The following is a 14,380-nucleotide window of genomic DNA, read 5'->3' as shown; positions in this document are numbered from 1 at the left end:
TTTAAGTAAATTGTTGTTATGTAAATATTTAACTCCAAAAAACCGATGAAAAAATCCTTAACCCTACTTTCAATACCCTTATTAGCCTTAATGACAGCCTGCAACGGACAGGTAAAAAAAGAAGAGAAAGAAGCTCTAGCCAAACAGCCAGACAACAATGTAAAAACAGCTATCGGAGACATTACGCTGCCTCCGCCCTATGCAACAGAATCGAAAACCAATAATAGCAAAGTTATTGGATGGCCTGCAGGCAAAACTCCAAAAGCGCCTGAAGGTTTTACGGTTACTAAATTTGCAGACGGATTCGAAAATCCGCGCTGGACGTATATTGCGCCAAACCAAGATATTTTTGTTGTAGAAAGTGGCACAAGAACTAGTAAAAACCAGATTACAGTTTTACGAGATAAAGACAAAGACGGAAAATTTGAAACACGCGAAGTTTTTATTTCTGGCTTAAACAAACCTTTTGGAATGCTGGTTTTAAAAGACTTTTTCTACATTGCCAACACCGACGGATTATACCGTTATCCTTATAAAAACAATCCTTTGAAATTGGAAACTAAAGGAGAAAAAATTCTTGAACTTCCTGCGGGCGGTTACAACAATCACTGGACAAGAAATTTATTGGCAAGTGCTGATGGAAGCAAAATTTATGTTTCTGTTGGTTCTGGAAGCAATAATGCAGAACACGGAATTGACAAAGAAGTGCGCCGTGCCGCAATTTTAGAAATTAATCCTGACGGAACGGGTGAAAAAACCTATGCTTCGGGACTTAGAAACCCTGTGGGAATGGACTGGAATCCAGCAAACAAAGAATTATGGACTGCTGTTAATGAACGTGATGATTTGGGAGACGATTTGGTTCCCGACTATATTACGAGTGTAAAAAGAGATGGTTTCTACGGTTGGCCCTATTCTTATTTCGGAAGCATTCCTGACCCAAGAATGAAAGGCGAAAGAAAAGATTTGGTCGAAAAAGCAATTGTTCCCGATGTTCCAGTTGGCGCTCACACCGCTTCTTTGGGATTGGCTTTTTATACAAAAGATAAATTTCCAGCGAAATATAAAAACGGTGCTTTTGTTGGTCAGCATGGGTCTTGGAACCGTTCTAAAATTTCTGGCTACAAAGTGCTTTTCGTTCCGTTTAAAGATGGAAAACCTTCGGGAAAACCAGAAGATTTTTTAACTGGTTTTATCTCCGATCAAAATAAAGCCGAAGTTTACGGACGCCCTGTTGCTGTAACTGTTATGAATGACGGATCGCTTTTGGTAAACGATGATAGCAGTAATACAATTTGGAAAGTTACTGCGAATAAATAATCAAATTTGGTTTAACCACAAATTACACAAATTTTCGCAAAATTAATTTGTGTGAATTTGTGTAATTTGCGGTTAAAAAACTTTCAAATTAAATATTTTAAACACATAGAGACATAGATTTTATTTAAAAAGAAGTTGATAAAAGAAAACTCAGTTTTCACACATAGATTGCTATGTGACTTTTATAAGTAAAACGCCTTTTTTGCCTCAATGAAATGCTGTGTCTCTATTTGTTAAAAAATAAATTTCAATTTTCATTCGCCTAGATAAAATTCCAAATTCCAAGAATTGAGATAAAAATTTAAACACATAGATTTTCACAACATAGCCCACGGTTTCAACCGTGGTAGCGCAACGCATATCACAAACCGAGTTCCCACGGTTGAAACCGTGGGCTATGTTTAAATTCTATATCAATAGTTGTGTTTAAACACAAACCTTTTTATGATTTTAAAAAAAAATTACCTGCCTCTTTTTGCAATCATTGTCTCTCTAAACATTTTTGCACAAGAAAAAGAAACCCAAAATATTGACTCCACCAAAACCCAAAAACTCCAAGAAGTTTTAATCAGTCCGCTTCATATCAATCGGGATTTGCAAAATAGTCCCGCTTCGATTGGCATTTTATCCCAAAAAGAATTACTTCAAAATAATACGACTGACATTAGTAATGTGATTAATACTATTCCTGGTGTTTTTATGCAGTCTTCTAATATTACAACAACCCGAATTTCGATTCGAGGCATTGGTGCGAGAACTCCGTACGGAACCAATAAAATCAGAGCTTTTTACGGCAGTATTCCGCTAACTTCTGGAAACAGTGAAACTGTAATTGATGATATTGATCTCCAAAATATTAATCAAATTGAAATTATAAAAGGACCGCTTTCGAGTGTTTACGGCGCTGGATTGGGCGGTGCAATTTTAATTTCGCCTCAATCTTTAAAGAAAGGGAATTATCAAACGGAAATCAGTTCTGTTTTTGGCTCTTTCGGATTATTGAAAAACAGAGTGAGTTTTGATTTGAATGAAAAAAATGCTTCTTTGAATCTGAGTTATCACAATTTAAAAACTGATGGCTGGCGCGAAAACAGCGCTTACAATCGGGAAGGAATTACGCTTTCTGGAGAATTATTCCGAAAAGAAAAAAGCAAACTGACTTACTTTTCTAACTATACTTATTTAAAAGCTTACATTCCTAGTTCGATCAACAAAACAACTTTCGAAAATAATCCGCAGGCTGGCGCACCGACTTGGGTCGCTTCACAAGGATTTAAAGGATACAAATCGACTTTGGCAGGCTTGGCATATGATTTTAAACTAAATGACCATCTAAACAATTCAACTTCGGTTTTTATCAATTATAAAGACAGCAACGAACCGCGTCCGTTTGATATTTTACGCCAATATACTTTTGCTTCGGGAGCTCGAACACAATTTTCGGGAGATTTTAAAATCGGAAAAATCGAAAATCAATTTATTTCTGGAATCGAATATTTTGCAGATAATTACAGTGGGAATACTTTTCAAAATTTATATCAGCAAAATAATGGTAACGGAAGTTTACAGGGTAATCAACTTACTGCAACCGATCAAAAAAGACATTTTTATAATGTTTTTGCACAGATTAGATCTTTATTTTCTGATCAATTTGAAATTCAAGCAGGATTAAATTATAACAAAACTAAATTTGAATTGCAGAATGATTTTCCCGCTTCCGAGAATAATCCGAAGGAAACATATAGTTATGATGGCATTTTTTCGCCACAGCTTTCTTTTCTTTACAAACCTAGCGAAGTCCGAACATTTTATTTTTCTGTAAGCCGAGGTTTTTCTCTTCCTGCAACTGAAGAAACTTTGACAAGCTCGGGAAACATTAATCCGAACATAAAACCAGAAACCGGTTATAATTTTGAATTGGGCGGCAAGCTTCATTTTTTTAATAAAAAACTATACACCGAAATTGCTGTTTTCAGAATGGAAATAAAAGATTTATTGGTTGCCAAAAGAATTGGAAATGATCAATATGAAGGCGTGAATGCTGGAAAAACGTTTCATGAAGGAATTGAAGTTTCATTAAAACACAATTGGAGAATTAGTAGAACTTTTAATTTGAATTCTTATGTCGGCGCTTCCGTCGGAAATTATGAATTTAAAGAATTTGATGACAACGGAAATGATTATTCGGGAAATAAATTGACTGGAGTTCCTGCCAATACCGCAAGTGCAGGTTTTAATTTGAATACAAATTCAGGATTTTATTTGGCTGCCGATTTTCAATTCACAGACAAAATTCCGATGAATGACTCAAACGCCAATTTTTCAGATTCTTATTCTTTATTGAATTTAAAAACTGGCTATCAATTTGAAATTTTGTCTGGACTAAAAGCTCATTTTGACGCAGGAATAAATAATGTCACAAACGAAAAATATGCTTCTATGATTCTTACCAATGCAACAGCGGTTGGAAATGCACAGCCTAGATTTTATTATCCTGGACTACCTATAAATTATTACGGAATTATCTCATTAAATTACTTATTTTAGCAGTGTATTAAACATCATAAGAATGCTTTCTGAATTACAAAAAAAACTAGATTATGTCAATGCTTACAGAGAAAACCGTCTAAAAGTAGCGCAGGATATTTTAGAGAATCCTTTGCTTTTTAGCGAGCTCATTTCAATATGTTTTTCGCCAGAAGACAAAAATAATCATAAAGCATGCTGGATTCTAGAATTTGTTTCTTACGAAGAATTGCTTTGGCTACAGCCACATCTTGATTTTTTCTGTTCGAATTTGAAAGTTTTAAAAGACGAAAGTTCACTTCGTCCAGTTGCAAAAGTCGTTCAGCTTCTGGTAAAATCACACTATAAAAAAGGCGAAAACTGCATTAAACTTTCAGAAGAAAACCTGCAAGATTGTATTGAAGCTTCTTTTGACTGGTTAATTACAAATGTTAAAGTGGCGACAAAAGCATACTCTATTCGAACTCTATATATTTTAGGCAATCATTACGATTGGATTCATCCCGAACTAAAAGTTATTATTGATAAAGATTTTGGAGATCATTCAGCCGCCTATAAAGCCGTTGCCAAAGAAGTTTTGAAGAAAATGAAATAAGTTTTTTGCCACAGATTAAATGAATTAAAATGATTTTTTTAGTTTGCCACTAATTACACTAATTCATTCTGGTAGAAAAAATCCTAAAAATCTTTTTAATCTGTGGCTGAAAAAAATTCGAGCAATTCGTGTAATTCGTGGCTGAAAAAAAAAATATTACGTACATTTGTAAAAACTTTACGTATCATGAATACTAAACTCACATTATCGCTAGAAAAAGAAGTTATCGAACAGGCAAAATCGTATGCAAAAAAAACTGGCAGAAGTTTATCTGAACTTGTCGAAAGTTATTTTAAGAATCTAACTGAAAAAGAACAAACATACGATGACATTCATCCTAAAGTAAAAAAACTTATTGGAATTGTTACTTTGCCAGATGATTTTGATGAAGAAAAAGTAAAAGAGGAGCATTATAGAGAAAAATATGGTCTATGAAAAACGTATTTATAGATACAAATATTTTAATGGATATTTTTGCAAACAGACAACCTTTTGTCCATAATTCTTTAAAAATTTACACTTTAGGAGTTGACAAAAAAATTCAGCTTTTTTCAACTTCAAACACTATTATTACATTGCATTATCTTTTGAAAAGGCTAATTCCTGAAGAAAAGATAAGAATGGCATTAGACGAGATTATACAAAACATAGAAATAATTCCGGTTGACGCGACGATTATAAAGAAAAGTTTAAAATCTAATCATAAAGATTTTGAAGATGCTATTCAGATTGTTTCAGCTCAATCAATCCATAATATGGATTGCATTGTAACGAGAGATTTGAAAGACTTTAAATTTTCTGAAATCAATGTATTCACACCAGATGAATTTTTAACAAAAATAAACAACAATTAACTAAGTGAATTTCACAAAATTCAAACAACACACAATGAATTATTTTTCTTCTGATTTTAAATTAGGAATATTAGGCGGCGGACAATTAGGCAAAATGCTTTTGTTTGACACCCGCAAATTTGACATACAAACATACGTTCTCGATCCAAGTGACGAAGCACCAAGTAAAATTGCCTGCAACAAATTCTTCAAAGGTGATTTAATGGATTATGAAACCGTTTATAATTTTGGAAAACAGGTTGATGTTTTGACTTTCGAAATCGAATTGGTTAACCTTGAAGCTTTAACCCAATTAGAAAATGAAGGCGTAAAAGTATATCCATCTCCAAAAACTTTAAAAGGAATTCAGAATAAAGGTGTTCAAAAACAATTTTATGCTGAAAATGATATTCCAACTGCATCTTTCTTGAGATTTGATAGCCCAGAACATTTGCAAAAATCGGTTGGAAATAATGAAATCACAATTCCTTTCGTTTGGAAATGCACCGAATTTGGTTACGACGGAAACGGTGTAAAAGTCATTCGTCAAATTTCTGATTTGGATGATTTGCCAAATGTAGAATGTATTGCAGAAACGATGGTTCCGTTCAAAAATGAATTGGCTGTGATTGTGTGCAGAAATCCATCTGGAGAAATTAAAACGTATCCTGTTGTAGAAATGGAATTCCACCCAGAAGCCAATCAGGTAGAATACGTAATTTGCCCTGCAAGAATCGACGAAAAAGTAGCAGAAAAAGCAAGAGCAATTGCCCTGAATGTTTCAGAAAAATTCAATCACGTTGGACTTTTAGCAGTAGAAATGTTCCAAACCAATGAAGATGAAATTTTAGTGAATGAAGTAGCGCCGCGTCCGCACAACTCTGGACATTATTCAATAGAAGCGAGTTACACTTCTCAATTCGAAAATCATTTGCGTGCCATTTTAAATCTTCCGTTAGGAAACACTGATAGTAAAGTGGCTGGAGTTATGGTAAACTTAGTTGGCGCCGAAGGACATTCTGGAAATGTAGTTTACGAGAACATCGAAACCATTTTAGGTTGGAACGGTGTTACGCCACATATTTACGGTAAAAAAGAAACACGACCGTTTAGAAAAATGGGTCACGTTACGATTGTAAATGAAAATATGCAGGAAGCAAGAAGAATTGCAGAAGAAGTTAAGAATACTATTAAAGTGATCAGTGCTTAGTAGTTAGTCCTTAGCCAAAGTTTGAAGAGAAAAAATAATTCGTGCGAATTTGTGTAATTCGTGGCGAAAAACAAAATAAAAAACAAAAAATGAGCAAAGTAGCCGTTATCATGGGAAGCATCTCAGACATGCCAGTTATGCAGGATGCAATTGACATGTTGAAACAATTTAATATAGAAGTAGAAGTCGATATCGTTTCGGCACACAGAACGCCAGAGAAATTAGTAGATTTCAGTAAAAATGCACACACACGCGGAATTTCGGTAATTGTTGCCGGAGCGGGAGGTGCAGCGCATTTACCAGGAATGGTAGCTTCAATGTCTCCACTTCCAGTAATTGGAGTTCCAGTAAAATCTAGCAACTCTATTGATGGTTGGGATTCTGTTTTGTCGATTCTTCAAATGCCAGGCGGTGTTCCAGTTGCAACTGTTGCTTTAAACGGGGCAAAAAATGCGGGAATCTTAGCGGCACAAATCATCGGAAGTTCTGATAAAAAAGTTCTTGATTCGATAATTGCTTATAAAGAAGAATTGAAAGCTGCAGTTAATAAAGCGGCTGAAGGATTAAAAAAATAAAAGTTAATTTCACAGAGATTCAAAAAGCAAACACAAAGCTTCGCAAAGGTTAATTTAAAAAACTTTGCGAAGCTCTGTGCCTTCTTAGCGGAACTTTGCGTAACACAACAACACTATGAGCGTATTAACACAATATTTCAATACCAAACATAACACTGGCCCTTTTTCGCAGATTAAAATCGAAGATTATGTTCCTGCTTTTCAGGAAGGGATTAAATTGGCCAAAGCTGAAATCGATGCGATTGTAAATAATCCAGACGCGCCGACTTTTGAAAACACAATTGTTGCAATGGATTATTCTGGCGATATTTTAGATCGTCTTTCTAGTATTTTCTTCAACTTGAATTCGGCTGAAACCAATGACGAAATGCAGAAAATTGCTCAGGAAGTTTCGCCTTGGCTTTCTGAACTCGGAAATGATATTCGTCTAAATGCAGATTTGTTTGCAAAAGTAAAAGCGGTTTACGATCAAAAAGAAAGTTTGAATCTCAATGCTGAGCAAACGACTTTATTAGATAAAAAATATAAAAGCTTTTCAAGAAACGGAGCGAATCTTCCAGAAGACAAAAAAAATCAGTTAAGAGAAATCGACAAAGAATTATCAAAACTGAGTTTACAGTTTGGAGAAAATGTTTTGGCAGAAACCAATAACTTCGAATTGCATTTAACGGATGAAAAAGACCTTTCAGGTTTACCAGAAGGAACTATCGAAGCGGCAAGATTATTAGCCAAAAATCAGGAAAAAGAAGGCTGGATTTTCACTTTAGATCATCCAAGTTATATTCCGTTTTTGACTTATGCTGATAATCGCGAACTGCGCAAAAAAATGGCGATTGCTTTTGGCGCGAAAGCTTTTCAAAATAATGAATTCAATAACGAAGAAAATGTGCTAAAAATTGCGAAACTTCGTCACGAAAGAGCCAATCTTTTAGGTTATAAAACACACGCACATTTTGTTTTGGAAGAAAGAATGGCTGAAAGTCCAGAGAAAGTTTTTTCTTTTTTGAATGATTTATTAGCGAAAGCAAAACCTGCAGCTCAAAAAGAATTTGCGGAATTAACCGCTTTCGCGAAAGAATTAGACGGAATCGAGCAGTTAGAAAAATGGGATGGCGCTTATTATTCTGAAAAATTAAAACAGCAGCTTTTTAATTTAGATGATGAAAAACTGAAACCCTATTTTCAGTTAGAAAAAGTTTTAGACGGCGCTTTTACAGTGGCAAAAAAACTTTACGGATTAACTTTTACGGAAGTTTTTGATATTGACAAATACCACGAGGAAGTTACAACTTACGAAGTTCGTGATGCTGATGATAAATTAGTTTCGATTTTCTACGCCGATTTCTTTCCAAGAAAAGGAAAAAGAAACGGCGCCTGGATGACTTCATTCAAATCGCAATATGTAAAAGACGGCATGAATGAAAGACCGCATATTTCGAACGTTTGCAACTTTACAAAACCAACAGAAACAAAACCTTCATTATTGACTTTTAATGAAGTGACGACTTTATTTCACGAATTCGGACACGGTTTACACGGAATGTTAGCGGACACGGTTTACCCAAGTTTATCCGGAACTTCTGTTTACTGGGATTTTGTAGAATTGCCAAGTCAGATTATGGAAAACTGGTGTTACGAACCGGAAGCTTTGGCTTTGTTTGCGAATCATTATGAAACGGGAGAAATCATTCCGATTGAATATGTGCAGAAAATTAAAGAAAGTGCGAGTTTCCAAGAAGGTTTGGCTACTTTACGTCAGTTAAGTTTCGGACTTTTAGACATGGCTTGGCACGGACAAGATCCTACAAGTATTAGTGATTTAAAAACTTTTGAAACTGAACAATTTGCCAATACGCAATTGTATCCTGATGTAAAAGAAAATGCGATGAGTACATCATTTTCTCATATTTTTCAAGGCGGATATTCTTCTGGATATTACAGTTACAAATGGGCAGAAGTTTTAGACGCCGATGCTTTTGAATATTTCCAGGAAAATGGAATTTTCAACGAAGAAGTGGCGAAAAAATTCAAAGACAATGTCCTTTCAAAAGGAGGAACAGAACATCCGATGACTTTGTACAAACGCTTTAGAGGTCAGGAGCCAAAACCTGAGGCGCTGTTGAAACGTGCTGGATTATTATAAAGTTCCTAAGATACTAAGTCTCTAAGTTGCTAAGCTTCTTTGATATTCAAATACTAGAACCGAAGTTTTCCGCTTCGGTTTTTTTATTGTATTTTGTCAAAAGCAAATTTAGCTATCTTCGCATTTTAAATCTTAATCTTACAAAATAAGCCGTGAAAAAGTATTTCAAAATCTTTCTTTACCTCGCCATTATCGGAATAATTACAATCCTTTCTGTAAACTATCACATAACCTCATCAACCAAAAAATACATTCATTATTCGATAAAGAAATTTCCAAAGAATGATGTCGGAATTATTTTTGGTGCCGGAATTAACGGAGATCAGCCGAGCAAATATTTAAAAGACAGATTAGATGCCGGAATTATGCTTTGGAAGGCAAAACGTATCAATAAAATCCTGCTTTCGGGAGATAACGGTCGCGAAGAATATGACGAATTAACCGTAATGAAAAATTATTGCTATAGAAATGGAGTTGACACTACAAAAATCTTTATCGATTATGCTGGATTTGACACGTACTCTACAATGTATCGTGCTAAATATATTTTCAAAATTAAAAAGGCAACTTTGATTTCGCAGGAATATCACTTAAACAGGGCCATTTATATTGGACAAAGTCTTGGGATAAAATCGGCAGGATATTCTGCCAACAGGGGAGAATATTTAGGTTATAAGTATGTGACTTTTAGAGAATATCTTTCTAGATTTAAATCTTTTCTGGATGTTTTGAGAAATCGTGAACCACATTTTTTAGGTGGAGAAATTGACATCAATGGAGAATCAAATTATTCTAAAGAAGATAAACGATAAAGAGAACTAATTTCTTAGTTCAAAACCTCTTCATGTTTTACAATATAAGATATTGCTTCTTTTACAATTTCATTTAAATTTAATCCTTTTTTAACGGCTAAAAGAGCAATTTTTTGGTGTAACTCCTGAGAAACTCTCACGTTAAAAGATCCTTTATAAATTTTTTCCGGAGATTTATTCAACATCTTGCATGTCTCTAAATAATCTTCGACAGCCTCTTTAAAAGATTCTTCCAAATCAGTAACTGAAGAACCTTCAAAGGTTACTAAATCATTGATACCTTGAATTTTTCCAAAGAATATTTTATCATCTGCAGAGAATTCTAATGTACCAATATATCCGTTATATTCTAAATAGTTTTTCATCTTACAATTCTAAATGTTCAATAATAATATTAAGCTGATACACCTTCAAAACTTTCTGTGGATGTGGTTCGTGTAAACTTATAATTTGTTTATTTTCATTTACAAATTTCCTTCTTGATCCACCTGTTTTTCCTTGCGAAATCTATGTATATCCAAAATGATTTAGAACTTTCAGCATTTCATCCCAAGAAAAATCTTTTGGTTTTGATTTTAACTTCTCAATAAGTTTATCAATTTTACTCATTCAAATTTATCATTAAATTTCAATTTAGTAACTAAATTTTAGTTACAGAATTAAATCAAAATTCAAAATTAAGAAAAATCTTTCAATAAGCGTAATTTTGTAACGTTGTTCATTTACTAATAAATAATAAAGCCTGCAGAATATGCAGGCTTTTCAATCTATGATGATTTTTGAATAGAGAATCTTGCCGCTCTACTCTTTCTCTAAAACTCGTTTAGCCAGTTTTCCAACAGTCAATCCCTGCACTACAATTGAGAATAAAACGACGATATACGTTATTTCTAGCAATAAGTTTTTGTATTCACTTTCTGGCATCGAAAGTACTAAAGCAATAGAAACTCCACCGCGAATTCCTCCCCAAACCAAAACCATTAAAGAACCTTTGTTGTAAGCCGATCTAATTCCGAAGAACTTGAAAATGTCGAAGAATTTCCATGGTAAAACTATAGAGGTAAGTCGTGAAAACAGTACAATAAAAATAGCCACAAAACCTGTTAATAATTGTTTGTTCAAGTCAGGTAGCAATAACAATTCGAAACCAATAAAAAGGAATAAAACAGCATTTAGAATCTCATCTATAAGTTCCCAGAATTTACCTAAGTAATCTTTTGTGACTTCACTCATCGCCACTTTTTTGCCATAATTTCCGATAATTAATCCAGAAACTACCATTGCAAGTGGACTCGAAACGTGCAAGCTTTGAGCTACTAAGAACCCTCCTGTTACAATAGAAAGCGTTATTAAAACTGAAACTTTATAATCGTCAATTTTCTTCATGACCTTAGAAGCTGTGAATCCAAAAACGGCTCCTAACAGAAGTCCGCCAATTCCTTCTTTTATAAACAACCACGTAATCGAGCTAAAAGTTGCATCAAATGTCGGATCTGTAGCCATTTTTAAAACAACAGCAAACATTACTACCGCTACCCCATCATTAAACAAAGATTCTCCCACGATTTTAGTTTCGATTCTTTTAGGAACTTTCGCTTCTTTTAAAACTCCCAAAACCACAATTGGATCGGTTGGAGAAATTAATGTCCCGAAAACTAAGCAAAATATGTAGGGAATTTGAATTCCGAAAAGTGGCGCTATATAAAACAGAAGCATCGAAATAATTAAAGCAGAAAGCACAACACTTACCGTAGAATAAATCATAATCGGTACTTTTTGCTCTTTAAGATCAGCCATATTCACATGCAGTGCGCCTGCAAACAAAAGAAAGTTTAACATGGCGCCCATTAAGATTTCGTTGAAATCAAATTGTTTTATTAATTCAAAAAAATGTTTGGTGGTTGCCGGAAAATAAGAATCTCCCAAAAGACGAATTCCGACAGAAACAAGCATCGCAATAATCATAATTCCGATTGTTCCAGGAAGTTTTAAAAATCTTAAATTTAAATAGGCGAAGAAAGATGCTAATACAATAAGCACCGAAAAAGTGTAGTATAATTCCATAAAATGTGATTTTTACAAAAATAGCTGTATCATTATTTAATCAAAAATTTCGCGGGTTGAATTAACATAACTTTACAACTTGTTAAATATGTTTCAATTATTTTTGAAAGTTTAAAAACTTTTACCTACATTTGAACTATGGAATTCAAAGAAGCAAAAAATAAATTCATTCAGACTTGGGGAGCTTTAGGTTCTCAATGGGGCATTAATAAAACCATGGCGCAGATTCATGCTTTATTAATGGTCTCTAACGAAGCGGTTTCTATGGAAGACATTATGGAAGAATTACAAATTTCGCGAGGAAACGCAAGCATGAACCTTCGTGCTTTGATGGACTGGGGAATTGTTTACAAAGAGTTTAAAGCGGGAGAAAGAAAAGAGTTTTTTACAGCTGAAAAGGATTTAGACGAATTAGCCGTAAAAATTTCGAGAGAAAGAAGCAAAAGAGAAATTAAGCCTACGCTTAAAATATTAAAAGAGGTTTCGACAATTGAGGCCAAAGATTCTTCGGAAGAAAAACACTTTGTTGACCAAACTTCTAAACTGTATGATTTTGTTTTAAAAGTAGATAATGTTTTGGATAAAATGACAGAACTAAATGATAATTGGTTGGGAAAACTGGTTATAAAAATGATGAAGTAAAACTCAGAAGTAAAAAATTTTAATTCAAACTTTCAATTTTTTCTGAAAGTTCAAAATTTAAAAGCAATTGATATGAATTTTTTAAACGCAAAATGGAAAAATTTAGCCTTGTTCAATTATGAGGTTGATCGTGAAATTCTAGAAAAATATCTTCCCGCAGGAACTGAGATTGATATCTGGAATGGCAAATGTTATGTGAGTTTAGTCGGATTTCTTTTTAAAGAGACAAAAGTTTTAGGATTGAAAGTTCCTTTTCATATCAATTTTGAAGAAGTGAATCTGAGATTTTATGTGAAGCGTTTTGAAAATGGAGAATGGAAACGCGGCGTGGTTTTCATTAAAGAAATTGTTCCTAAAAAAGCAATCACTTTTATTGCGAATACTTTGTATCAGGAACATTATGAAACTCGAAAAATGAAACACGGAATCTTCGAAAATGAAAGCACGAATACTTTTGTCTATCAATGGAAAAACGGTAAAAAATGGAATACAATTCAGTTAGAAACTCAAAAAAATCCAACAGAAATTAAAGTTGATTCTGAAGCTGAATTTATTACAGAGCATTATTTTGGATATACAAAAATCAGCGATGAAACTACTTTTGAATATGAAGTTACACATCCGCGTTGGGAGCAACTGGAGGTTTTAAATCATTATGTTGATATTGATTTTAAAAAAACATACGGAGACGATTTTGAGTTTCTTCAAAACTTAAGGCCAACTTCTGTTTTTCTGGCAAAAGGTTCTAAAATCGGAGTTAAGAATAAAAGGAAATTGCAAATAATGCCTGTTTTAGAAGAAATGTACTAAGCTATTTTTTAATCCAAAAAACCAAAAATTATGAAAACGCTCAAAAACCAAACTTTACTTTACGATCAAGATTGTCCGCTTTGCAATTTATACACAACAGGTTTTGTGAAAAGTGGAATGCTAGATCAAAACGGCAGAAAATCATATTGCGAATTATCTGTTGAAGAACAGAATTTTGTAGATCTGAATCGCGCTCCAAATGAAATTGCTCTGGTTGACAACAAAAACAAAACAGTAATTTATGGAATCGATAGTTTGATAAAAGTGGTTGGATTTTCTTTTCCGTTGATTGAAAAAATTTCAAACCTAAAACCAATTCATTTCATACTCAAAAAAATGTATTCTTTCGTTTCTTACAATCGAAAAGTAATTATTCCAGGAAATGTAAAAGAAGAAAACAAATTGCAATGCACGCCCGATTTCAATTATAAATATCGTTTTCTATTTATCGGATTTGCTTTGACTGTAACGACTTTCATTTTGTTTGGATATTCTAATCTGATTATGAATTTTCCAAAAAACACAATTACAAGAGAATTTATTTTAGCTTTCGGACAAATCGCTTTTCAAAGCCTGTTTATCTTTAAATTCGATAAAGAAACAATTCTCAATTATACAGGAAATTTAATGACGGTTTTGTTGATGGGAAGTTTAATATTAAGTCCGATTTTAATTTTAAGCCTATTCATTAATCTTCCACAAATGATGATTTTAGGTTGGTTTGGCGTAACGGTTTTCATTATGTTTTTGGAACATTCTCGAAGAATTAAAATTTTAAAACTTCCATTTTACTTAACTTTCACTTGGATTCTTTATCGATTTATCGCGTTGTTTTTAATTTTAAATTAAT

15 protein-coding genes are annotated in these 14,380 nt (G+C 33.5%); 12 read left to right on the top strand and 3 right to left on the bottom strand.

Annotation, left to right across the window (positions count from 1 at the left end):
- Nucleotides 1-45 precede the first annotated feature (45 nt).
- The 9 genes from AC3E9W_RS11470 (at nucleotide 46) to AC3E9W_RS11430 (ending at nucleotide 10,014) form a co-directional block, all read left to right on the top strand.
- Complete coding sequence (locus tag AC3E9W_RS11470; RefSeq protein WP_488768455.1) at nucleotides 46-1,320, top strand: PQQ-dependent sugar dehydrogenase; 1,275 nt, start codon at nucleotides 46-48, stop codon at nucleotides 1,318-1,320.
- A gap of 444 nt (nucleotides 1,321-1,764) precedes the next feature.
- The gene (locus tag AC3E9W_RS11465) at nucleotides 1,765-3,867 is read left to right on the top strand and encodes a TonB-dependent receptor (protein WP_488768454.1); all 2,103 of its coding nucleotides are present in this window, start codon (nucleotides 1,765-1,767) and stop codon (nucleotides 3,865-3,867) included.
- A 22-nt stretch (nucleotides 3,868-3,889) separates the two neighbouring features.
- Nucleotides 3,890-4,441 carry a hypothetical protein gene (locus AC3E9W_RS11460; protein ID WP_488768453.1) on the top strand — a complete coding sequence of 184 codons (552 nt, stop codon included), beginning with the start codon at nucleotides 3,890-3,892 and terminating at the stop codon, nucleotides 4,439-4,441.
- A 186-nt stretch (nucleotides 4,442-4,627) separates the two neighbouring features.
- Nucleotides 4,628-4,876, top strand: coding sequence for a DUF6364 family protein (locus AC3E9W_RS11455; protein WP_306158298.1), 249 nt, complete (start codon nucleotides 4,628-4,630; stop codon nucleotides 4,874-4,876).
- Nucleotides 4,873-5,295, top strand: coding sequence for a type II toxin-antitoxin system VapC family toxin (locus tag AC3E9W_RS11450; protein WP_456895486.1), 423 nt, complete (start codon nucleotides 4,873-4,875; stop codon nucleotides 5,293-5,295). Before AC3E9W_RS11455 ends, AC3E9W_RS11450 begins: the two co-directional genes overlap by 4 nt.
- A gap of 34 nt (nucleotides 5,296-5,329) precedes the next feature.
- Nucleotides 5,330-6,484: a 5-(carboxyamino)imidazole ribonucleotide synthase gene (locus AC3E9W_RS11445; protein ID WP_488768452.1), complete on the top strand. Its 1,155-nt coding sequence runs from the start codon at nucleotides 5,330-5,332 to the stop codon at nucleotides 6,482-6,484.
- Nucleotides 6,485-6,573: 89 nt separating this feature from the next.
- Nucleotides 6,574-7,059, top strand: coding sequence for a 5-(carboxyamino)imidazole ribonucleotide mutase (purE, locus tag AC3E9W_RS11440; RefSeq protein WP_488768451.1), 486 nt, complete (start codon nucleotides 6,574-6,576; stop codon nucleotides 7,057-7,059).
- A gap of 115 nt (nucleotides 7,060-7,174) precedes the next feature.
- A complete protein-coding gene (locus tag AC3E9W_RS11435; protein ID WP_488768450.1) occupies nucleotides 7,175-9,202 on the top strand; it encodes a M3 family metallopeptidase in 2,028 nt (675 codons plus the stop codon).
- 152 nt (nucleotides 9,203-9,354) lie between these two features.
- Nucleotides 9,355-10,014 (top strand): SanA/YdcF family protein, encoded by a 660-nt coding sequence (locus tag AC3E9W_RS11430; protein ID WP_488768449.1) that lies wholly within the window; start codon nucleotides 9,355-9,357, stop codon nucleotides 10,012-10,014.
- Nucleotides 10,015-10,028: 14 nt separating this feature from the next.
- Here AC3E9W_RS11430 and AC3E9W_RS11425 read toward each other — a convergent pair whose 3' ends face one another.
- The 3 genes from AC3E9W_RS11425 to AC3E9W_RS11415 form a co-directional block, all read right to left on the bottom strand.
- Nucleotides 10,029-10,379: a type II toxin-antitoxin system HicB family antitoxin gene (locus AC3E9W_RS11425; protein WP_488768448.1), complete on the bottom strand. Its 351-nt coding sequence runs from the start codon at nucleotides 10,377-10,379 to the stop codon at nucleotides 10,029-10,031.
- A 1-nt stretch (nucleotide 10,380) separates the two neighbouring features.
- Nucleotides 10,381-10,521 carry a type II toxin-antitoxin system HicA family toxin gene (locus AC3E9W_RS11420; RefSeq protein ID WP_488768767.1) on the bottom strand — a complete coding sequence of 47 codons (141 nt, stop codon included), beginning with the start codon at nucleotides 10,519-10,521 and terminating at the stop codon, nucleotides 10,381-10,383.
- A 294-nt stretch (nucleotides 10,522-10,815) separates the two neighbouring features.
- Complete coding sequence (locus AC3E9W_RS11415; RefSeq protein WP_306158313.1) at nucleotides 10,816-12,078, bottom strand: cation:proton antiporter; 1,263 nt, start codon at nucleotides 12,076-12,078, stop codon at nucleotides 10,816-10,818.
- 138 nt (nucleotides 12,079-12,216) lie between these two features.
- Between AC3E9W_RS11415 and AC3E9W_RS11410 the strand changes: the two genes are divergently transcribed.
- The 3 genes from AC3E9W_RS11410 (at nucleotide 12,217) to AC3E9W_RS11400 (ending at nucleotide 14,379) form a co-directional block, all read left to right on the top strand.
- Nucleotides 12,217-12,720, top strand: coding sequence for a GbsR/MarR family transcriptional regulator (locus tag AC3E9W_RS11410; protein WP_488768447.1), 504 nt, complete (start codon nucleotides 12,217-12,219; stop codon nucleotides 12,718-12,720).
- Nucleotides 12,721-12,792: 72 nt separating this feature from the next.
- Nucleotides 12,793-13,530, top strand: a complete 738-nt coding sequence (locus AC3E9W_RS11405; RefSeq protein ID WP_488768446.1) for a YqjF family protein — start codon at nucleotides 12,793-12,795, stop codon at nucleotides 13,528-13,530.
- 30 nt (nucleotides 13,531-13,560) lie between these two features.
- Nucleotides 13,561-14,379, top strand: coding sequence for a thiol-disulfide oxidoreductase DCC family protein (locus tag AC3E9W_RS11400; protein ID WP_488768445.1), 819 nt, complete (start codon nucleotides 13,561-13,563; stop codon nucleotides 14,377-14,379).
- Nucleotide 14,380: the final 1 nt, after the last annotated feature.

It is taken from the genome of Flavobacterium sp. 38, from assembly GCF_057799715.1.
This window is presented reverse-complemented; position numbering and strand designations above follow the sequence as displayed.